Source organism: Streptomyces cyaneofuscatus, assembly GCF_042718795.1.
Lineage (GTDB): Bacteria > Actinomycetota > Actinomycetes > Streptomycetales > Streptomycetaceae > Streptomyces > Streptomyces cyaneofuscatus_A.
This window is the reverse complement of the sequence record NZ_JBHXOX010000014.1, coordinates 40,538-62,311: the sequence shown is the minus strand read 5'-3', so window position 1 is coordinate 62,311 and position 21,774 is coordinate 40,538. Positions and strand designations below refer to the sequence as shown.

Here is a 21,774-nt window from a genome sequence, read left to right as displayed (position 1 = left end):
TTGCCCCGCCCGAACACGCCCCGCCATCGTCGGATGCGGCGGACGAAACCCCGTACGCCGCATCCCCCGGCGCGTGAACCCCCGGCGCGCCACCGTTCGATTCGAGGAGACTTCTTCATGGCAGCAGTGCGCACCACCAAGCGAAGGATCGCCGGAGCGATCGCCGCGGCCACGACACTCGCGCTCGCCGTCGGAGCCGGAGCGGCCTTACCGGCGCAGGCGGCCCCCGCCCCCGCGCCCGAGGGCAGAGTCCTGCACGCCGGGGCGGCCGGCGCGGTCCCCGGGAGCTACATCGTCACGCTGAAGGAGACGGCCGGATTCGGCGCGTCCGCGGCGCAGGGAAGGAAGCTGATAGCGGGGTACGGGGGGCAGATCACGCGCACCTACACCTCCGCGCTGAACGGCTACGCCGCGAAGCTCAGCAGCACCGAGGCCAAGCGGCTCGCCGCCGACCCGGCGGTCGCCTCGGTCGAGCAGGACCAGAAGATCCACTCGACCGCCACCCAGACCGACGCGCCCTGGGGCCTCGACCGGATCGACCAGCCGAACCTGCCGCTGAACCGCACGTTCACCTACCCGGACTCCGGCGGCGGCAACACCACCGTCTTCGTCCTGGACACCGGCGTCCGCATCACCCACCAGGACATCGCCGGCCGGGCCTCGTACGGCTGGGACTTCGTCGACAACGACGCCACCGCCCAGGACGGCAACGGCCACGGCACGCACGTCGCCACGACCGCCGCCGGCACCACCTACGGCGTGGCCAAGAAGGCGAAGATCGTCGCCGTGCGGGTCCTCAACAACAGCGGCTCCGGCACCACCGCCGGGGTCATCGCGGGCGTCGACTGGATCACCGCCAACCGCACCTCCTCCTCCGTCGCCAACGTCTCGCTCGGCGGCGGGGCCAGCACCACCCTGGACGACGCGGTACGCCGGTCGATCGCGGCCGGGGTCACGTACGCGATCGCGGCGGGCAACTCCAACGCCCTCGCGTCCGCCTACTCGCCCGCCCGGGTGGACACCGCCCTCACCGTCGGCGCCACGACCCGGACCGACGCACGGGCGAGCTACTCCAACTACGGCCCCCGCGTGGACCTCTTCGCCCCGGGCTCCGACATCACGGCCGGCTGGGCCACCTCGGACACCGCCACCTACACCGGCAACGGCACCTCCTTCGCGGCGCCGCATGTCGCCGGGGCGGCCGCGGTCTACCTGACCAGCCACCCCGGCGCCTCCCCGGCCGCCGTGGGCACCGCCCTGGTGAACGGTGCGACGAACAACGTCCTCACCGGCATCGGGTCCGGCTCCCCGAACAAGCTGCTCCGGCTCATCCCGTAGTGGCGACGGTGGCGGCAGGGCGGTAACGCGCTGCGCCAACGCCGAGGCCGTGGCCGGTACGGGAGTTGATCCCCGGACCGGCCACGGCCTTACGGTTTTCCGAGTTCAGCCGAGGTCGCCTCATGGCCGGCCCCCTCTCGTTCGGCATCGCCGGGCCCGCGCTGGTCCTGGACGACATCGCCCGGGACCTCTCCACCACCACCGGAACCGTCACCCGATCGGGCTGTTCAACCTCTGCCACCTGCTCGGCGCGGCCTTCGGCCCGGCGATCGTGTCGCTGCTCCAGGGCGTGTGACGCGCTCCACAGGGGCGGATCCGGCCCACTCCGATGATTCCGCGGCCCGCCGCCCGTCATAAGGGCAGCACAGCGACAACAACAACATCCCCCGACCCGACAGACGGGACACCCCATGACCGACGCCGTGAAGGGCCCTGCCAGCTACTTCCCCTCGATCGAGAAGAAGTACGGCCGCCCGGTCGCCGAGTGGAAGGGCCTCATCCGCTCCTCCCCGCTCACCAAGCACGGCGAACTGGTCACCTGGCTCAAGACCGAACACGCCCTGGGCCACGGCCACGCCAACGCCCTGGTCGCCCACACCCTCGCCGAGGACAAGGACCGCTAGGCGCCAGGGACGGGGATGGTGCCCGGCCAGGCTTCAGAAGGAGTACCGGACGCGCAGCCACGGCGCGTGCTCCGCGATCAGCTCCCGCAGCCGGGCGAGGGCGTCGCGCTTGATGTCGCGGGCGTAGCGGACGTTGAGGGCGCCGTTCTCCGAGCGCTTCGTCTCCTGCGCGGCCGGCTGCCACAGGACGTCCTCCGCCCGGGGGTGCCAGCCCAGGTTGACCTCGTGGAGCTGCTGGTTGTGGGTCAGCATGATGATCTCGGCGGCCGCCTGCGCCTTCACCCGGCCGGGCAGGACATCGTCCAGGTGGTCCAGCAGCCCGGCCCAGTCCCGCTGCCAGCCGGGCCGCAGCACCACGGGCGAGAGGTTGAAGTGGACCTCGTACCCCGCGTCCAGGAAGTCGGCGGCGGCCGCGATGCGCTCCGCGACCGGGCTGGTACGGAGGTCCAGCAGGCGGGAGTCGTCCGCGGGCATCACCGAGAAGCGCACCCGGGTGCGGCCCCGCGGATCCAGCGCGAGCAGATCCGGATTGACGAACTTGGTGGCGAACGAGGCTTTCGCGGACGGCAGTTCGCGGAACGCGGCGATGAGGTCGGCCGTGTTGTCGCAGATCAGGGCATCGACCGAGCAGTCGCCGTTCTCGCCGATGTCGTACACCCAGGCGTGCGGGTCGCACTGATTGGGCTCGCGCTTCGGCCCCTGGGCCCGTACATGCCGCCGTACATGCGCGGTGATCGCCTCGATGTTGGTGAAGAGCGTGATCGGGTTGGCGTACCCCTTGCGGCGCGGGACGTAGCAGTACGCGCACGCCATGGCGCAGCCGTTGGAGGCACCGGGGGCGATCCAGTCGGCCGACCTGCCGTTGGGCCGGGTGGTGAGGGACTGCCGGACGCCCAGGACGAGGACCTCCGACTTGATCCGGGTCCAGCGGGCGATGTTGCCGTCGTTGCCGTGGAGGGAGGGGATGCGCCAGTGCCCGGCCACCTCGGTGACGGGGACGCCCGGCAGCCTCGCCAGGATCTGCCGGCCGCGCGGGGAGGCGAGCGCGGCGGGCTCCGCGTAGATCTCCCGTACGTTCAGCATCCGCCGGCCCGCCGGACTGTCCCGGAACCCGCCGCCACGGTCCGGCGGGTCGGCGGGCACGGTGTCCTCCCAGCCGAAGAGCGCCTGCTGCTCGGGCTGTTCGGGGGGCCGGTTCACGGCCTCGACCCTACGGCGGCGGCCGGGCGGAACGACGCGACGGGCCCGCGACGGAGTGTCGCCGTACGCCACGGAGTGTCGCCGTACGCATACGGGCGGAGGCTGCCAGCATCGACGGGGCCGAGACACCGGACGCGAGAGGCGGCCCCTCCCATGGCACCACGCCCCCACTGGCTGTTCGGGGACCAGCTCGGCCCGCACTTCCTCGACCCGCGCCACGGCGGCCCGGACGAGAAGGCCCCGGTGGTCATGATCGAGGCGCGTTCGGTGCTGCGCCGCCGCCGCTTCCACCGGGCGAAGGCGCACCTGGTCCTCTCGGCGATGCGGCACCGAGCCGCCGAGCTGGGCGACCGGGTCACCTATGTCCGGGCCGAGACCTACATGGAGGGCCTGGAGCAGGTACGCGGACGCCGGGCATCGGGCCCCCTGACCGTCCGCCACCCCACCTCACGCCGGGCGCTGGACTTCGTGGGCGGCCTGGAGGGCGTGGAGATCCTCCCCGCGAAGGGTTTCCTGGTGAGCCACGACGACTTCGCGGAGTGGGCGGGAAGGAACCAGGGGAAGGGGGACAAGGAGAAGGGGGACAAGGGGAGAGGGGACAAGGAGAAGGGCGGCGGCAGCGGCAAGGGCAGTGGGCAGTCCCTCCGGCTGGAGGGCTTCTACCACTGGGTGCGCGAGCGGCACGACCTGCTGATGGACGGCGACCACCCGGCCGGCGGACGGTGGAACCTGGACCACGACAACCGCGAACCCCCGCCCCGAGGACAGGACACCCTCGACGTCCGGGGCCCCTGGCGGCCGAGCGAGGACGAGATCGACGACGAGGTCCGCCGCGACCTGGACCGCTGGGAGCGCGACGGCGACGTCTCCTTCGTCGGCCGGGACGGCCCGCGCCGCTTCCCCGCCACCCGTCGTGAGGCCCGTACCGCGCTCCGCCACTTCGTCGCCCACCGCCTGACCGGCTTCGGCCGCCACGAGGACGCGATGCTGGCCGCCGACCCGGTGATGAGCCACAGCCTCCTCTCCGTACCCCTGAACCTCGGCCTCCTGGACCCGGCGGAGTGTGTGGAGCTCGCCGAGCAGGCGTACCGCTCGGGCGACGCGCCCCTCAACAGCGTCGAGGGCTTCGTCCGGCAGATCGCGGGCTGGCGCGAGTACGTCTGGCACCTGTACTGGCACTTCGGGGAGGACTACCGCCACCGGAACGCCCTGCGCCACACCACCCCGCTGCCGGACTGGTTCCTGGACCTGGACGCCGACGCGGTCACCGCGAACTGCCTGTCCACGGTCCTCGCCCAGGTACGGGACACCGGCTGGACCCACCACATCCCCCGCCTGATGGTGCTCGGCAGCCGCGCTCTCCAGGACGGCTGGGACCCGGCGGCCGTCACCGACTGGTTCCACCGCTGCTTCGTGGACGGCTACGACTGGGTGATGCTCCCGAACGTGGTCGGCATGTCCCAGTACGCCGACGGCGGGATGATGACGACCAAGCCGTACACCTCGGGCGGCGCCTACATCCACAAGATGAGCGACTTCTGCGCTCCCTGCGCCTACCGCCCCGACCACCGCACCGGCGAGGAGGCCTGCCCGTACACCGCCGGCTACTGGTCCTTCCTCCACCGCCACCGCACCCGCCTCGCCGCCAACCACCGCACGTCCCGCGCGGTGAAGGGCCTGGACCGGCTCAAGGACCTGGGGGAGCTGCTGGAGGCGACGTCGGAACGGGGCGACGCGCCTCCCTGACCGGACGACCCGCTCTATATCAGCGGGACGACTCGCTTCATATCATGATGCAGCCGTTCGTTCGGGCGATGTTCGGATGAGCCACTGCGACACCCGCCATCGTCACTGTCACCAAGGCGGTCAAGACGATGAGGGTGGAGACCGCCGGGTTGTTGCGCACGTGCGCCTTCCCTTCCTGATGGATCTTGTCGATCTGTGGGGCGGGAAGGCTACCAAGGCATCGAACATATACCTAATTGCATATGCCAGTTCGATATTAAGTCGGCGACCAGGCGATTTACGGGTGCGCGTCCGTCATTTTATCAAATGACCGTTCGATTTCGATCAGGCGGCGGCTGATTCTATGCGCGTTGACTAGGTCCCGGTGCCTCGTCAACGCGAACGCCTGACGTAATGTCATGCACGCGCCAGTGGGGTCCTTCATGGCGAGCCGCACTTCCGCCAGCAGGGTCAGCGCGGCGGTCTCCTCGCCCGCGTCATGGGTGCGCGCTGCTACCGTTGCCGCCGCTCGCAGCCTGTCCGAGGCGACGTGCAGGCGGCCGTCGGCGAAGTCCACCTGTCCGAGGCGCCGCAGGGCCTGGATCTCGTAGTGGGCTGCCCCGATGTCCTGGGCGATGGCCGCGGCCTCGTGGAGATGCCTGCCGGACTCCTCGGCCCGTCCCAGGCGCCGGCACGCCTCACCGATGCCGATCAGGGTCTCTGCCTGACTCTTCCGGTCGCCGAGTGATCGGAATTCTGAAAGTGTTTCGTCGAACATGGTGAGAGCCGCCGCGGACTCACCCGATTCCATGACCACCTCGGCCAGATTTCTGCGGACGGTCGCGCGGTCGTGCCGGCTGCCGTCGATATCCATGTGCTCCAGAGCTTTTTGGAAGGACTGGCGTGCGGAGTCTATCCGGCCCGCCTTCATCTCCAATTCTCCTATGTTGTTGAGCGTCTGGCCCGAAGCGATGCGGTCGCCTGCTTCCTGGAATCCTCCGAGGGCTTTGCGGAAATTTTGCAGTGCCTGATCCAGCTCGCCGAGGAAGAGCAGAGTCACCGCTATGTTGTTCCGGCTCCGCGCCTTGTCCCAGATGTCACCCGAAAGTGACTTGATGGCAAAAGACTTCTGAAGAAGGACGAGAGCCCGGCGATTCTCACCGAGATGCCAGTTCAGCGTGCCCAGGACGCGGAGCGCCTCGGCCTCGGCGGGTTCGTCATGCGTCCCACGCGCGAGCCCCAGCGCCCGCTCGCCCGCCGACGAGGCCTGCGCGTAGTCCCCGACGCTGGCCTCCGCAGCGCACAGATCTATCAGGGCCCGGCAGAGAGCCGGTGCGTTGTCGTCCGTCCGGTCCCAGTGGGCGACGGCGTGCCGCAACAGCCGTTTGGCGTCCTGCCAATAGCACTCCGACTGGAGAAAGCCCGCCAGGGCGGAGGCGAGCAGCGCGGCTGTACCGGGGGCGCCGTCGCGCCGGGCATGGCTTTCGACAGCCAGGAGGTTGCCGCGCTCCGCGGCGAGCCAGGACCGCCCGGCGGCGGCATCGGGCAGCGCGGGCGAAGGGGCGGCCAGGGCCGGTGCGGGGGAGTCCACCCGAATGCGCCGGGGGTATGCCTTCCGGTCGGCCAGCTCCGTCGTGGTCACGTAGAAGTCCGTGAGGCGGGCGAGGGCCTGTCCGCGTTCCTCTTCGCTGTCCTCGGCAACAGATAGGCCGTGGGCATATTCGCGAAGGAGGTCGTGGTAGCGATAGCGGTCCGGCACGGGTTCCCTGAGCAGGTGACACGAGAGCAGTGCTTCGAGTAAGCGCTCCGTCGTGTCCGGCTCCAGGCCCAGCAGGGCGGCCGCAGCGTCGGGTCCGAAATCGGGACCTGGGTGCAGTCCGAGACGGCGGAACGCCAACCGTTGCTGTCCGGTGAGAGTCCGATAGGAGAGCGCGAAGGCCCGCGCCATTTCCTGTTCCTGATCAGCGGTGCGAATCTCCTTGAGCCGCCCGGGACTTCGGGCGAGACGCTCGGCCAGCACTCCCAGCGTCCAGGACGTGCGGGCTCGGAACCGGTGCGCCACCAGCTCGATCGCGAGGGGGAGATACCCGCACAGCTCCACGATCCGCGCGGTCTCCGCGAGGTCGCGGGTGCGTTCCTCCCCGGCGAATCCACGGAAGAGAGCGACGGCGTCCTCCTCCGGCAGGGCGTCGAGCGGGACCGACAGTGCTTGCGGTAGGCCCGTCAGATGCCGACGACTGGCGATGATCGTCAGGGACGGGGAGCCGCTCGGCAGCAACGGGCCGACCTGCTCGGGCCCCGCGGCGTCGTCCAGGACGATGACCAGCCGGCGCGTGGCCAGCATCGTCCGCCACAGGGCCGCACGGCCTTCCAGGTCCGCCGGGATGGAGGAGGCGGGCGCGCCGAGCAGCCTCAGCAGTCGCGCCAGGGCCGCCCTCGCGGTGAGGGGGTCCTGGCTGGGGGAATGACCCTGCAGGTCGATGTAGAGCTGCCCGTCGGGATACCGGTCGGCGAGCAGGACGGCCGCGGCGAGAACCAGAGCCGTCTTGCCGACCCCCGCCATGCCGCTGACGGTCTCCACGGCGGTGGCCGGTCCGGTGCCCGCGCCCTGACCCGCCGTCGGCGACGTCAGGGTCTGGATCTCCGTACGCCGTCCGACGAGCGACGGATGCCGCGGAAGGTTGCGGAGGGGCGGCAGAACGGACCGCGCCCCGGCGGCCTCGGCCTCGGGCTCTGCCGGGGGCGGTGACGGGGCCGGGGCCGGGGCCAGGGACGGGGACGGGGGCGAGGGCGGCGGTGGAGCGGCGATCTCTCCGCCCGGCCGGCCCGCGGTCCTCTCCACGACGCCCCCGTTCACCAGATCACCGACCGGTGCGCGGGCCAGCACGCCCTGGTGGATCATGTTCAGTTCGGCGCCGGGAAGGGCGCCGTACTCCTCCATCAGGGACTTCCGCGCCCGCTGATGGACCCGGAGAGCGTCCGTGTACCGTCCGCTTCCGTAGTACGCGAGCATCAGTTGGCCGAGCACGGTCTCGTCACCCGGATGTGTCTCGGCCAACGCGGTGAGCTCGCCGACCTGTTCCGCGAAGCGCCCCAGTCTCAGCCCGGCGGCGATACGCGAAGCGCCGGCGCTCAACCGCGATTCCTCGAGCCTGCGCCGCGTGGTCGCCGCCCAGATGCCCGGCAGACCGGCCAGCGCCTCCCCCTGCCACAGCTCCTCCGCCCGGGACAGCAGGTCGACCGCTTTCTCGTCGCTGTCACCGGCGAACGCGGCATCGACCAACTGCTGGAACCGCTGCCGGTCCACGGAGCCCCGCCTGGCCCGCAGGGTGTAGGTGTGCGCCCTCCCCGCGATGGCCGGTGCGTCCGGCCCCGTACCCATCACCCGCAGGCGGCGGCGAATTCGCGAGACGTAGGTGTGTACGTTCTCCCGGGCTCGCGCGGGCGGGTCACCGTCCCAGAGCCGGTCCATCAACGCGCTGATCGCCACCGGACGGCCCGCGTCCATGGCGAGCGCGGCCAGCAGCACCCGTTCCTTGTCCGATCCAAGGGTCAGCCAGTGCCCGTTCAGCCGTAGCCCCACCGGTCCGAGAATCTGGATTTCCACCAGCGCCCCCGCCGGTTCGTCGGATGGTCCACGAGCATGACAGCACATGGGGAATTCCGCCATACAGCCTTGTCGCACTCGGCCGTCATTGGCGCGATCCGTTCCATTCGAAGGGGTCATTCCTCTTCGGTCCGGGGTAGAACGCGAGAGAGTTCGGGAATGCGAAACGATCTCCGGGGGGATGGATGAGTGACGCGGGTACGGCTCGTCATGGGCCGCACAGGAATGAGATCAATGGCGAGGCGAGACTGTACGGTCCCACCATTCAGGCCCGTGAGGTGCACGGCGGCATTCATCTCCACCCGGCGCCGACGGAGACTTTCCGGCCCGCTCCGCCGCACCAACTGCTGCCCGTTCCGGCGAACTTCACGGACCGGGAGGATGATCTCGCCTCGCTGGACGATCTCCGTTCCGAGGGACTGCCGCTGATCATCGTCAGCGGACCGGCCGGGATCGGCAAGACGACTCTGGTGTCCAGGTGGCTGCATTCGCTGACCGACGAATTTCCCGACGGACAGCTGTACGCCGATATGCGGGGGCATTCGGCGGATGAGCCGGTCCGGCCCGCGGAGACCCTTGGGCAGTTTCTCCGGGCACTCGGAGTCGGCGCGCCACCCGCGGACGCCGACGAACTGGGTGCTCTGTGGCGGTCGCTCACCGTCGGCCGGCGGATCGCCGTCATGCTGGACAACTCGTTCACGGCGGCCCAGGTCAGGCCCTTGATGCTCAGCGGTACGGGCAGCCTGGTGGTCGTCACCAGCCGCCACAGGCTGACCGGCCTCCGCCTCCAAGGGGCGGGATTCCACCAGCTCGACACGCTCGGTGCGGCTGCCGGTGTCGAACTGCTCAGCCGGGGGATCGGCGCGGACCGCGTCAGGGAGGAACTCCAGGCGGCCCACCGACTGGTGGCACTCTGCGCGGGACTCCCGCTTGCGGTGTGCCTGGCGTCCGCCCGGCTCGCGACACGGCCTCGGCAGTCCGTCGGGACCCTGGCCGACGCGCTCACACGGAATGCCGACGGAGGCCGGCTCGCCGGGCTCGCGGTGGAGGGGGAGATCTCGGTGCGCAAGGCTCTGGACGCTTCGTACGCCGTCCTCGGCAGGGAGACCGCCCGCCTGTACCGGACTCTCGGTCTGCTTCCGGTACGCACCTTCGACGCGATGATCGCCGCGGCGGCCTGCGGTGAGCCGGTGTCCTGGGCGGAACGCCGGCTGGACGAGCTGGTCGAGGCCAACCTCGTGGAGGACGTCGGCCCGGAAGCGTACCGCTTTCATGATCTCTTACGGATCCACGCGCGGGAGCGCGCCATGGAGGACGATCTCCGGGGCGCCCGCGAAGAGGCGCTCCGCCGGTTCTGCGACTGGTGCCTGTACACCGCGACGAAGGCGCAGGAGCGGCTCACGCCGGTGCAGTTCACCCTCCCCAGGACCTACGCCCACCGACCGGATCTTCCGCTGCCGTTCGCCGACGACCTCGGGGCGCTGCGCTGGCTCGACGCGCACCGGACCCAACTGCTCGATGCGGTGCGACTTGCGGCGAACAGCGGTTGGCACGAAACCAGTTGGATGCTCGTCGACGCCTTGTGGCCGCTCTTCCTGCGGCTGCGCCACTACACGGAGTGGATCGACGCCCACAAGACAGGGCTGGAGGCCGCGCGGCAGGCGGGGAACGGACCGGCCGAGCGTCAGATGCTCAACTCCGGGGCCATCGGCCTGGGGGCCGCCGGCCGCACCGAGGAGGCCACCGCCTGGTACGGGGAATCCCTTCGAGCCGCACGCGAGGCCGGGGACCGCCGGGACGAGGGGCAGGCGCTGCTGGGCCTCGGTGCGTGCCTCCGCGAGTCGGGCCGTCCCGCCGATGCCGTGGCCCACCTGAACCGGGCGGTCTCCCTGTGGGAGGAGTGCGGATATCCGAGAGGCGCGGCCCTCGCCCGCACCACGCTCGGCGAGGTCGCGCTCGCCACGGACGCCACGGACGAGGCGATCGAGTGCTTCACCCGGGCCCATGCCGCGTTGGTGGCCGTGAACGATCCGCACGACGCCGCGCGGGCTCTGGTGTTCCTGGGGTACGCCGAGACCCGGGCGGGGGCCTATGAGAAGGGGGTGGCGAGGATGAACGAGGCCCTGGCCGTGTTCACGGCTTCGGGCGCGGCCTTCTGGCAGGCGCGCACGCTGGAGATGCTGGGGGAGAGCGCGGCGGACCACGGCCGGAGCGAGGCCGCCGAGGACTTCTTCGTACGGGCCATCGCACTTTTCAGGACCACCAGCACCGCCGACGCGCTGCGGCTCGGCCGGAGGGAGACCGAGCCGCCCCGGGCGACTCGGTCCGGGCCCCCGGCGGGGACGGCGGCCACTCAGCCGGACGGCACACCGCAGGCGTACGGCCAATCCCCCAACGAGCCGCCCGCCACCAGCCAGGCGTGTACGCACGACGGCAGCAACGACTGCGCGACGGACACCTGAGAGGGCTGCCGGGTCGCGTACGGCACCAGGACCGGAGGCCGTCCGGTGCTGTCGGTCATGATCCAGCCCTGTACGCCTCCGACATCGGCGAGGGGCACCGCCGCGAGGCCGAAGGCCGAGTGCGACGCGACGAGGCCGGCCAAGCGGTCCCGTGCGCTCACCGGCGAGTACACGCGGCTCCCCTGAAGCACATCGGCGCAGTCCAGCAGGGAGCCGCTCCGGCAGGTGTCCACGTCCACCACCAGGTGCTCGTCGATGACCGACGAGCTGCGGGCACTGTTCGACGGATACAGCCGCACGCTGAGCGAGGAGGTGAGGCAACGGGCGTGCAGCACCTCCGGGAAGGCGCCCGCCTCGACCACGACGAGACGTTTCATGCCGACGCCTCCCCTCGCCCCGAAGCCCACGGTGCCAGTGGGAGCGGGGCCGGCAGCGGAAGAGGAGACGGTTCGTGCGCGGGCTCTCCCACCCCGAGGACCCGGTACATCAGCGTGCGCATGTTCCGGTTGAACCGCCCGGGTTCCGAGGTGATGCGCGACCGGATCCCGGCGTACTCCTCGTGCCGGTACACCCGTGCGACGTAGTCGAGCTGGTCCACCAGTGGATGCGTGGGGGACAACGCCGGTGCCCGGGCGGCGAGTTCCGCGGCCGGGGAGGAGGGATTGATCTCCTGCGCGGGCGAGGCGGCCAGAAGCAACGGCGCACCGGTGAGGGTCCCGTAGAGGGTGACCGAGCCGTGATCGCCGATGATCCGGTCCGCCGCGATCAGGACGCTCCGCCAGTCCGCCTCGGGCGGCACGATCCCGATCCCCTGCTGCTCGCACCGTGCCAGCCACGACCTGACCTGGTACGCGCCGTGCCCGGCCCACACGTTGGGGTGGACGAGCAGCGCCGTCCGGTAGTGCGGCCTCGGCAACTCGCCGATCAGCCGCGGCAGGAGAGCGTCGAACCGTCCGAACGAGGAGTGGGCGCCCCAGGTCGAGACCGCCACCACCAGCTTCTGCCCTTCGGCGAGCCCGAGGGCGCGACGGTAGGCCGCGCGCAGCGGAAGGCTGGCGGTGATCCGGTCGTGCACGGGATCGCCGACGACCTGCGCCAGGTGCAGCGCCTCGGGACAGGCGCGCGCCAGGTCGCGCAGATCGGCCCGGTGCGCCACACCGATGGCAGCCGGCATCCGGCCGCCGGGCAGCAGGTCCTGCCTGCGGAGCCCCGCCACGCCCGCGTCCGCGCCGCTGGTCACCCTCTTCAGGTAGTTGGCCCCGTGCGGCAGCGTGATCAGCGGCGCGTCGATGAACTGAACGCCGCGCGGCCCGGCGGCGAGGGCGAGGTCGAAAGCCATGCGGGGCACCTGGTCCCACGGGAGTACCACGCTCCCCAGCCTCGCCAGAAAGGCGGGTACGTCGTCGCCGAAGTCGTGCGGCGGCGCCGTGAAGACGACCTGGAGCCGGAAGTCGGTCTCCAGCAGAGAAAGGATTTCGAGCAGCCGCTTCCCGTACGTCACGGTGTGGACCACTGCCAGGACTTTTTTGCGTCCCACCAGAGTCAGCCATTGCCGTGCCTCAGGAACGTCTCCCTCGACGCTGTCCGTCGAGAACCTGCTTGCCTCGGTCGTACCCGATCCGGATTCACCTGATCCCATGGTGCTCAACGCCGACATGGCGTCCCCCTGTTGATTTCTCTCCGAGTGTCCTGGACCTCTCCGGCCGAGGAGATTCCCCGCAGGTGGGACGGAAGGCTGGACTGAGCCTTGCGAGAACCTTGCAGCGCCCTGACGTGCGACCGGTGGGCCGGATGGGAGTGCCGATGGGGGGCCGGCCGTACCCGCCTCCGCGGCGGGGAACTGCGCTTCCCTTGTCTTCAAGCGGCAGTTCTTCGCGAACACGACGTTCGCGAACACGACGTTCGCGAACACGACGTTCGCGAACACGACGTTCGCGAACACGCTGAAGAAGACGGACTGCGACTCCGCGATCGACGGGTCCCGGCGGGCGGCGGGCGGCAGGCGGCGGGTGCGGCCCGGCCGCCTTCGATGGCTGGGCCGCTGCTCGCCACGTGTGCGGCATGCGGCGACTCGGGCGATCCCTGGCGAGAGGAATGCCGAGGCCGGGAACTCACCCGCCGGCCCGCATCCGGCAGTGCGACGAGGGGACGCGACTTCAAGGTCACGGCCCCTCGTCGCGGTGCACGACGGACGATCCTTCGTCGAGCGATCAGTGCCGCCGCGTACGTTGTCCTGACCTTCTCCGGTCAGAACCCGCGCCACCGCCGCGAAGCCGTCGGCACGGATTCCGGGCTCACACGTAGGAGCCCCTGGCCACCGAGTGGTGCACAACGGCGCCCGGCGTGCCGTCGGCGAGGGTCCCGGTGATCCGGAAGTACGACGTCTCGCCGAGCGCGGTGCGCGCAATGGCGCGGTACCGGCGGCCCGGGGCCACCTCGACGGAGGTGACCCATTCGTACGTCCTGGTGGCGACGTTCCAACGCTCGACGCGGTAATCGGTGATGTCGGAGCAGACACTCCCGTCGGTGCAGGCCCACTCCACGAAGCCATATCTCAGCACGTAGTCGGGGTTGAGGACGGTGAGCGCCCCGGAGCCCTCGCCGAGCGCATCGTCGGGCCCGTTGTCGAGTTCGGTGGCAGTGACGGCGGAAGCCAGGGAGAAGTCGATGTGGTTGCCCCACTCGTCGAACGCCGTGACGAGGAAGGTCACCGTCCGGCCGTCCGCCGGTCCGGCGCACAGCATCGCGTTCGGCTGGGCGAGCTTGTCCCAGGCGGCGGCGTCGGAGCACCCGTCGCTGTCATAGCCGATGCTGCCGTCCGGCCCCCGTACGACGCGGGTGGCGGCATAGCGCAGGCCGCTCTCGGCAGGGGCGTCCCAGCTGAGTACGGTGCCGTCCGCGCGCGGAGTCGCGGTCAGGCCGGTGAGCACGGGCGGGGGAACGGTGTCGGGGGTCACTGAATCCGGCTTGGACATCGGGGACGCGTTGCCGGCGGCGTCGGTCACCACGGCGGCGTAGGTGTAGGTGGTGCCGTCGAACGCCGGCAGTTTGTCGACGTACATGTAGACCGACATGGGTGACGACTTCTGCGATGTCGTGCCGATGAGTTCGGGGCCGGCGCCGAGGGTGTCACCCGTGGAGCGGTAGATGCTGATGGTGCCGCCGTTGCTCATCTCCTCCTCGGTCCGCTTGTCCCACCTGACCTTGAGAGAACTGGAGGTGTCGGCCATGTGGGAGACCGCGATGGCGGGTGCGGTCGGGGTGACGGTGTCGACCGGGTTGACCGTCAGGAAGGGGGTGCGCTCGGACAGGTTTTCGGCGCGGTCGGTGACGCTGATGTAGTAACGGATGGGCCTGCCGTTGCGGGGCAGTCCGGTCTCGGTCCACGTGGTCTTGTCCGTGAAGGCCATGGGGGCCCAGCCACCCGCTGCGAGCTCCCGGTAGACCCGGTAGTAGGAGAGGTCCATCTCCTTGTTGCGCGCCCAGGAGAAGGTTGCGGAGTCGGTGCGCTTGTCGTACACCACCTTCGCCCCGGTGGGCGCCAGTGGTGCGACTCGGTCCACGGTGGTCCCGGTGCGGGGGGTGTAGGCGAACTTGACGGCGGCGCTACCGGTCCAGTTGGCGTAGTCGATGCGGAGGGTGTGTGTTCCCTTGGGGATGGTGAGGTTGACCGTCTTCTTGACGGTGGTGGCGCCGTTCTTCCACAGGTCGATCTTGCGTGCGCCGTCGAGGTAGACGCGGATGCCGTCGTGGCCTGAGGCGGTGAACGTGAAAGGGCCGCCGGAGCCGAAGTCGCGGGTGATCTGCCAGCGGACCCCGAAGTTGTCCTTGCCGACGCCGGAGACGCCGGGCGATTTGGTGCCCCAGTTCTCGCTCACCGCTGTGTCACAGTCCGCGCGCTTCGGCGTGCCCGAGAAACCGGTGTTCGCGAAGAACTGCCTCGTGTAGGTGTTCGTCGCGCACGCCGCCGCCGACGCCGGCGAGATGGTGCTCGCGACGAGACCGCCCGTCAACGTGAACACCACCGCGCCGGCGACAGCCGGACGGAATCCTCCAACACTGCTCACTGAGTCCCCTTTTGGACACATGACCGCCCCACAGGCAGTCGTACGAGAGGGGAGATTCGTGAGAGCGGCCTGTGGTTGTACGGCCAAGCGATGTATCCCGTCGCTTCGGACAGCTGGGCATCAGCCGGCACGCTCATTTCGACCCCTTCGACCAGATACGTGCTCCGGGTGGTCGGTGGGTCGGTGGGTGGGTGAGGGGGATCCCCGCGGTCCGCCGCGGCCGGAAGACCAGGCAGAGCTTCGTCTCAAGGACGTGGACCTTGACGCGAGCCAAGCGGTACGTCGTTCGGTCGGCCTTTCTGCATCTGCACCTGCACCTGCACCTGCACCTGCACCTGGATCTGGATCTGCGAAGGCAACGCGAGGGAGAGCGGCTCGCAGGAACCCCGGGCCCGGCCGGCACCCCATCCGGCGGAAGGTGCCACGATGCGTATCCATGAAGACAGAGAAGGCACCGTCGGGGAGCCGGCTGCTCGTCGTGGACGACGAGCCCGCCATCCTCGACGTCCTGGCGACCTCGCTGCGCTTCCTCGGGTACGAAGTGGCCGAGGCGACCACGGGGCGCGCCGCGCTCGCGGCTGTCCGGGAGCACGCTCCCGACCTCGTGCTGCTCGATGTCATGCTGCCGGATCTGGACGGCTTCGAAGTGGTCCGGCGGCTGCGGCAGGGAGGCTCGGACGTGGCCGTGGTCTTCCTGACCGCCCGGGAGAGCGGATCCGATGTGGTGGACGGACTCGATCTCGGCGCCGACGACTACATCACCAAGCCGTTCCGCCTGGCGGAGGTGGCGGCCCGGGTGCGGGCGGTGATGCGCCGGGGCGAGAACAGGAATGCAGGCGCCGTGCTCGTCTGCGCCGACCTGGAAGTGGACACGGACACCTATGAGGTGCGCCGGGCAGGGCAGCGGGTGGACCTGTCTCCTACCGAGTACCGGTTGCTGTGCCATCTGCTGAGGAACCGGGGGAAGGTGCTCACCCACGCACAACTCCGCGAGCATGTATGGGACTTCGCGGATGGAGACCCAGGTGTGGTCAAGACCTACGTTTCCTACCTCCGCCGCAAACTCGACTCGTTGGGACCGCCGTTGATCGAGACCCGTCGTGGCATCGGCTACACCCTGCGCGCCCCGGACGACCGATGAGTCCGCGGCATGGCGGACGGCTGGTCCAGCCGCCCCGCTCGTTGCGCGGCCGACTGCTGCTGGCGGTTCTGGCGCTCGCCGCGGTCGTGCTGCTCGCGCTGGACGCGGTGGTCTACGGCGCTCTGCGCGGCTACCTCATGGACCGTACCGACACCACCCTGCGGGCCGTACGCCAGCGAGTGGTCCAGCAGTTGAGCGAGCCCGGGGCGGAAGCGCGACTCGGCAACGACGTCCGGCTGCTGGGGGCCTCGGAGTTCCACCTCCAACTGCACCGCCCCGACGGAAGGGTGCGAGAGCTGGCACCGGGGCTGCGCGCCCCCTCGGACGCCGCACCCAAGATCCCCGACCCGCTCCCCCGGGCGGGCGGCCGGGAGCCGGTCACCGTGGATCCGGCGCGGCCCGGGGGCCCGGAGTACCGCCTGCTGACGCAGCGCGTTCCGGGGCGTGGCATCCTCGTCGCCGCCGTACCGCTGGACCAGACGCAGGGCACGCTCCGGCGCCTGCTCATCATCGAGGCGGCCGCCACCGGAGGCGCGCTGGTGCTGCTGGCGGTCGCCGGACTGTGGATCCTGCGGCGAGGGCTGCGTCCTCTCGAGGAGATGGCGCGCACGGCGGACACCATCGCCGCCGGACGCACCGCCGTCGAGGTCGGCCCGGCCGACGAGGGCACCGAGGTGGGCAGACTCGGACTGGCCCTGAACATGATGCTGGCCCGGCAGCAGGCCACGCAGGACCGTCTGCGCCGGTTCGTGGCCGACGCCTCCCACGAACTGCGTACGCCGGTGACGGCCGTGCTCGGCTACGCCGACCTGCACCAGCAGGGCGCCTTGACGTCGCCCGAACAGCGGGACCGGGCGATGGACGGCATCACCAGGGAGGCGCTGCGCATGCGACGCCTGGTGAACGACCTGCTGCTGCTCGCGCGCCTGGATGCCGTGCCGACCGGAGACCACAGCCCGGTCGACCTGGCCGCGGTCGTCCACGAAGCCGTGGCGGCCGCGCGCGCAGCCGACCCCGACCGGCCGCTGTCCGTGACGGCGCGGGACGGTACCGAAGTGGTCGGCGATGCCGAGCAGTTGCGGCGCGTCCTGGACAACCTGCTGGCCAACGTCCGCAACCACACCCCGGCCGGAACGGGGGCGTGGATCGCTGTACGGACGGCCGCCGCCGGTGCCACGTACGGGACGGAGCCGGGACCACCGGGGAGCCGTCGGCCGTACGACACCGACGCGGCCACGTCCGGGGGCGCGCAGGTCGAGGTCGAGGTCGCCGACGAGGGTCCCGGCATCGCGGCAGAGGCGCTCCCGCAGGTGTTCGAGCGGTTCTACCGTGCGGCCCCCGCCCCGGGCGGTGACGGCAGCGGACTGGGGTTGGCGATCGTGGCGGCGATCGCGGAGGCGCACGGCGGCACGGTCGCCCTCGCCAGTGCGGCGGGCGAGGGTACGAGGGTGACGGTGACCCTGCCGCTCGACCACCCTCGTGACCGGCCCCGGAAGGGGCCGGGCGCTTGATGCATGAGGCCGGGCCGGGGTGACGTACGAAAAACAACCGGGGTGACGTACGAGAGACACCTGACCTCCCGGCACTCACAGCTCACAGAAACCCCAGGCTCCCGGCATGACCGTCCAGGACCCTGTCGGGTTCGGTGTCCAGAACACCGCGCAGCAGCGTCGCGTACACGTCGCGGAAATCGGTCGTGGTGCGCAGGTCGTCGTCGGTCAGGTCGGTCAGACTCGGCTGGTCACCGTAGAAGCCGCCCTTGACCGGCTCGCCGAGGACGAACACCGGCCCCGAGGTGCCGTGGTCCGTCCCCTGGCTGGCGTTGGCCCGGGGGCGGCGGCCGAACTCCGAGTAGACGGCGACGACGACCTTCCGCCCGGCCTTCGTCTTCCGTACGCGTTCCAGGAAGCGGGTCAGGTCCTTGTCGAGCCCGCCGAGCAGCCGGGACTGGGTGGCCTTCTCGTTGGCGTGCGTGTCGAAGCCGCCGAGGCTGACGCTGTAGGCGCGCGTCGACACCCCGGCCTCGATCGCCCGCGCCACGACGTCCAGTTGTGCGCCGAGGCCCCCCTGACCGCCCGCGGAGGATCCTTCGTTCCCCTCCTCCTCGTCGCGGGGTTCTCCGGGATCCTGGGTCTGCGGTTCCTCCCCACCCCCGCCGAAGGACGAGGAGACCTCCACCAGATCGGACAAGGAGGCCCCGGCCCGCCGGAGCAGCGGGTGGGCGTCCCGCTCGACGTCCGACAACGCGGTGCAGCGGCGCAGCCAGGCATCCGGCAGCTTCCGGCCTCCCAGCCGTACGGCCGCTCCCGCGGTGGTCTCCCCGGCCATCAACGGCGGCAGAGTGGCGCCCACGGAAACCCCCTTCAGCGGATCGCCGTCGCCGGCGTGGTCCAGCCAGCGGCCCAGCCAGCCGGAGGGCACCGGACCCGAGGGCGACGCGGTCTGCCAGATCGCCATCGACCGGAAGTGGCTGTGGTCGGGCTTCGGATACGAGACCCCCCGGACGACCGCGAGCCGGCGCTCGTCCCAGAGCTTCTTCAGCCCGCCGAGCCCCGGGTTCAGGCCGAGTCCCTCCCCGAGGGGCAGGACCTCCTTCTCCGCGTAGGCGAGGTCGCCGCGCAGGTCCTGGTAGCGGGGATCGGCGGCCGGCACCAGAGTGTTGAGCCCGTCGTTGCCGCCGTACAGAGTGACGAGTACGAGCACGGAGGCGTCGGAGTCCGGCTCGCCGGAGCCGGTCGCGAGCAGCTCGTCCACGCCCCACGCGGTCGCTCCGGCGGCGAGCGCGACTCCTCCGGCGACCCCGCTGGTGGTGAGGAACTTCCGTCGGGTCCAGGTGTCCACGGTCGCTGTCTCCTTCAGCTCAGTACGAGGTGTTCGGGGGCGGTCAGTGCGATGGCCGTGACCTTGCGCGGATCCTGCGCCGATGCGGCGAGCGCCTTGCGGGTGGCGTCGCCCCAGCCACCGGTGCCCAGCTTCCGGGCGAGCAGCTCGGGCCGTTCACCGACGGAGGCCTGCTCAACCTCACTCAGATCGGCCTGCCGTACGAGGCCCTCCGCGAACCCGATCCGCACCTGCGCGGCCGCCGTGGTCAGCCAGGCGGCCCCGGCCGGCCACCCGCCGACGCTCTCGGGCGCGAAGGGCACCTGCCCGAGCCCGCCCAGTGTCCGGACCACCACCTGCCTCCGCACTTTCTCCGGCAGCTTCGACGGCCTGACACCCAACGCCCGCAGACTGCCCACCACGTACTCGACCGGCTGCTTGACCAGCACGTTGTCGGCGTCCGAGAACGCGGCGTCGGTGAACAGGGCCCGGAACATCGCGGTGCTGTCGCGCTGCTTCCCGTAGGCGGAGGTGACCCGTCCGAGCGCGGCCTCGTCAGGGCCTTTCTCGGCGCTCACGAGCGCGCGCCACATACGCGCCGCCACATGGGCATGCGAGTCCGGAAGACTCACCAGATGATCCACGAGCGTCTGAGCCGTGAAGCCCGCCTTCACACCGACGACGGTGCGCGGGGCAGGATCATGGCGACGTGACCGGAAGCGAGGCTTCCAGGGGTTCGCACTGCGATCCACGGTCCACCCGGTGAGAACTGCCGCCGCCTGCCGCACGTCGGACTCGGTGTAATTGCCCACACCCAGCACGAACAGCTCCATCAGCTCCCGGGCGAGGTTCTCGTTGGGAGCCTCCGCCGTACTGCCGCCCGCGTCGAGCCACACCATCAACGCGGGGTCCACGACCATGGCACGGGCCAGCGCCCGGAAGTCACCGCCGCCGAGGCGCCGCAGCGTCTCGTTCTGCTGGAGCATCGCCGCGCCGGACTTCACCTTCTGGATCGAGGTGGCCCAGTGGTTGTGCCAGAGCAGGGTGCGCTTCTCCTGCCACGGATGCTCGGCGGCCACCATCCGGTCCAGCCACCACACCGTCAGCTCCTCCCGCTGCGCACGCAGAGCCTGGCGGTACGCCTTTCGTACGGGATCGGCCGCGCCCTCACCGTCCGACTCACCGGCGGCGTCAGCCGTTCCGCCGGCCTCTGAAGCCGGTCGGGCGGGACCGGAGGCACTGCCGGCCGGCCGGTCCTGCCCACGTCCCTTCTGCTTCTCCCGCGCCTCCGCGTTGCGAGGGGGCAACGGCCCCAGCCGAGGGGCGGGTGTGGCGTCGATGCCGCCGTCGACCGCCTCTCCCAGCACCCGGTCGAGGGTTGCGTCGAACCCGGCCCGCGCGGCGGCGTCCACCGCATCCGCACCGGCATCGAACCCCGCGCGCTGAAGCAGGCGCGTGACCCGCGCCCTGGTATCGAGTGTGCGTCCCATACCGGTGAGCGTGCCGGGCCACTGTCCCGACCCGGTCAGGGGAGCGTGGGAAATCCGTGTGAATCCCCGGAGTCCGACGAGTCATCGCTCCGTGATCGCAGGTCTCGGGTGTCCCTCAGGACCACGAACGCCGATCGTGCGGCTTTCACGATCTCCGGTGGTGCGACGATGGCCAACTGGTGGCGAATTTCGTAGGCACCAGGCGTCAGAAACACGTCGCGGACCCTCCGAGGCCGCTCCGCGGCCGGGATGTCCTCCTGCGCGCACTCATCGAGCGCCGTGCGGATCCGCGCCGAGGAGGTCCGCCCCAGGTCATCGGCCTGAGGTCCCATGACGGAGCGGGTGATCACAGGCGGAAGATGAGCCGACAGGCAGCAGCCCGCTCCGAGTCCTCTGTAGCAGCTGAAAGCCCGTGGCGGTGAAGCAACGGGTCCGGCATCGTCCCCATGTGATGGTGATGCAACCCGTTCTGGAGATTTTCGCTGCCGACGACTTCGCACTCTGGCCGGTCGGCGAGCACGAATCACACGGCTACCTCGTGCTGAACGGGAAGCGGACTCCGGCGGAGGTCGGCACAGCCGTCATACGGATCGCTGACCGCGACGACTTCGAGCTTGAGGAGAAGCACCGCCCGTGCCCGACCGATCCACTCGGCACCTTCCTGCACAGGCTGCTCACCACACCTGACCTGTTCGCCGCCGGCGGGTTCCTGGTGACCGACACCAGCACCGGCACCGTCCTCGTCGAGCCGGGCTGCTGCAACGGCCCGGAGACTCGGCGGGGCCGGCCGGACGTGCTCGACGGCACCGGCGGCGCCCACTTCGGCCACGAGCCCTCCTCGATGGCCGAACGCGTCGGCGACATCGTCCGGCTGACGCTCGACGCCCACGGGATGGGCGTCAGCCTGGTGACCGAGTTGCCGACAGACCAGGTACGCAGGCTCGTCACCGACGCCGAGCGGGATATGCAGGACTTCCCCAGCCTTGCCGGAGCCTGGGCCGAACAACACCCGCCGGCATACGCCGCTCCGTCACTACCGCCCCGGCACGGGCCCTGGACCTGGCGCGCTCACCATGACCAGCTTCCTGACCCACAGAGCGCACGTGCGCGATGCCCGCCTTCCCCTTCATCGCCGGCACAGCGCGCTGCGGACCTGCCTCACCTGCTTTGCCCCGTACGGCTTGCGGGCGACGTACCACCACCTCACGCTCAGCGCCGCGATCCCTCGGCGGGATCGGGGTTCTCAGTCGCAACGTCGAGGTCCTGGCTGAGCCGGTCGACCAGGCCGTGTGCCTGAACTG

General features: G+C 70.6%; 14 protein-coding genes. 7 read left to right on the top strand and 7 right to left on the bottom strand.

Translation table 11 applies throughout. The features are described from left to right. Window positions 1–117: 117 nt before the first annotated feature. Together ACFWRT_RS17840 and ACFWRT_RS17835 are read left to right on the top strand one after the other, a co-directional pair. A complete protein-coding gene (locus tag ACFWRT_RS17840) occupies window positions 118–1,338 on the top strand; it encodes a S8 family peptidase (RefSeq protein WP_380949700.1) in 1,221 nt (406 codons plus the stop codon). A 410-nt stretch (window positions 1,339–1,748) separates the two neighbouring features. Continuing rightward, window positions 1,749–1,961, top strand: a complete 213-nt coding sequence (locus tag ACFWRT_RS17835; protein ID WP_380949701.1) for a DUF4287 domain-containing protein — start codon at window positions 1,749–1,751, stop codon at window positions 1,959–1,961. Between the two features lie 33 nt (window positions 1,962–1,994). Here ACFWRT_RS17835 and ACFWRT_RS17830 read toward each other — a convergent pair whose 3' ends face one another. Next, window positions 1,995–3,161, bottom strand: coding sequence for a spore photoproduct lyase family protein (locus ACFWRT_RS17830; protein ID WP_380949702.1), 1,167 nt, complete (start codon window positions 3,159–3,161; stop codon window positions 1,995–1,997). Between the two features lie 153 nt (window positions 3,162–3,314). Between ACFWRT_RS17830 and ACFWRT_RS17825 the strand changes: the two genes are divergently transcribed. Next, entirely contained in the window at window positions 3,315–4,907 is a 1,593-nt protein-coding gene (locus tag ACFWRT_RS17825; RefSeq protein WP_380949703.1) for a cryptochrome/photolyase family protein, read from the top strand. A gap of 277 nt (window positions 4,908–5,184) precedes the next feature. On the opposite strand, the gene ACFWRT_RS17820 is transcribed toward ACFWRT_RS17825, so the two are convergent. Beyond that, window positions 5,185–8,493: an AfsR/SARP family transcriptional regulator gene (locus ACFWRT_RS17820; RefSeq protein WP_380949704.1), complete on the bottom strand. Its 3,309-nt coding sequence runs from the start codon at window positions 8,491–8,493 to the stop codon at window positions 5,185–5,187. Window positions 8,494–8,678: 185 nt separating this feature from the next. Here ACFWRT_RS17820 and ACFWRT_RS17815 point away from each other — a divergent pair, with 185 nt between their 5' ends. Next, window positions 8,679–10,955: a tetratricopeptide repeat protein gene (locus tag ACFWRT_RS17815; protein ID WP_380949705.1), complete on the top strand. Its 2,277-nt coding sequence runs from the start codon at window positions 8,679–8,681 to the stop codon at window positions 10,953–10,955. Here ACFWRT_RS17815 and ACFWRT_RS17810 read toward each other — a convergent pair. The 3 genes from ACFWRT_RS17810 to ACFWRT_RS17800 form a co-directional block, all read right to left on the bottom strand. Continuing rightward, window positions 10,847–11,332, bottom strand: coding sequence for a hypothetical protein (locus ACFWRT_RS17810; RefSeq protein WP_380949706.1), 486 nt, complete (start codon window positions 11,330–11,332; stop codon window positions 10,847–10,849). The genes ACFWRT_RS17815 and ACFWRT_RS17810 overlap by 109 nt on opposite strands. Continuing rightward, window positions 11,329–12,492, bottom strand: coding sequence for a hypothetical protein (locus tag ACFWRT_RS17805; RefSeq protein ID WP_380949707.1), 1,164 nt, complete (start codon window positions 12,490–12,492; stop codon window positions 11,329–11,331). The genes ACFWRT_RS17810 and ACFWRT_RS17805 overlap by 4 nt, the downstream gene beginning before the upstream one ends. 757 nt (window positions 12,493–13,249) lie before the next feature. Next, window positions 13,250–15,022, bottom strand: coding sequence for a PA14 domain-containing protein (locus ACFWRT_RS17800; RefSeq protein ID WP_380949708.1), 1,773 nt, complete (start codon window positions 15,020–15,022; stop codon window positions 13,250–13,252). A 436-nt stretch (window positions 15,023–15,458) separates the two neighbouring features. Between ACFWRT_RS17800 and ACFWRT_RS17795 the strand changes: the two genes are divergently transcribed. Further along, a complete protein-coding gene (locus ACFWRT_RS17795; protein WP_380949709.1) occupies window positions 15,459–16,163 on the top strand; it encodes a response regulator transcription factor in 705 nt (234 codons plus the stop codon). After that, on the top strand, window positions 16,160–17,674 hold the full coding sequence (locus tag ACFWRT_RS17790) for a sensor histidine kinase (protein WP_380949710.1): 1,515 nt from the start codon (window positions 16,160–16,162) through the stop codon (window positions 17,672–17,674). Before ACFWRT_RS17795 ends, ACFWRT_RS17790 begins: the two co-directional genes overlap by 4 nt. 82 nt (window positions 17,675–17,756) lie before the next feature. Here the strand turns inward: ACFWRT_RS17790 and ACFWRT_RS17785 are convergent, their stop codons facing one another. Both ACFWRT_RS17785 and ACFWRT_RS17780 read right to left on the bottom strand, forming a co-directional pair. Next, complete coding sequence (locus tag ACFWRT_RS17785; protein ID WP_380949711.1) at window positions 17,757–19,004, bottom strand: DUF1501 domain-containing protein; 1,248 nt, start codon at window positions 19,002–19,004, stop codon at window positions 17,757–17,759. Window positions 19,005–19,018: 14 nt separating this feature from the next. After that, window positions 19,019–20,473, bottom strand: coding sequence for a DUF1800 domain-containing protein (locus ACFWRT_RS17780; protein WP_380949712.1), 1,455 nt, complete (start codon window positions 20,471–20,473; stop codon window positions 19,019–19,021). Window positions 20,474–20,885: 412 nt separating this feature from the next. Here ACFWRT_RS17780 and ACFWRT_RS17775 point away from each other — a divergent pair, with 412 nt between their 5' ends. Then, window positions 20,886–21,770: a hypothetical protein gene (locus ACFWRT_RS17775; RefSeq protein WP_380949785.1), complete on the top strand. Its 885-nt coding sequence runs from the start codon at window positions 20,886–20,888 to the stop codon at window positions 21,768–21,770. The last annotated feature ends 4 nt before the right edge of the window (window positions 21,771–21,774 follow it).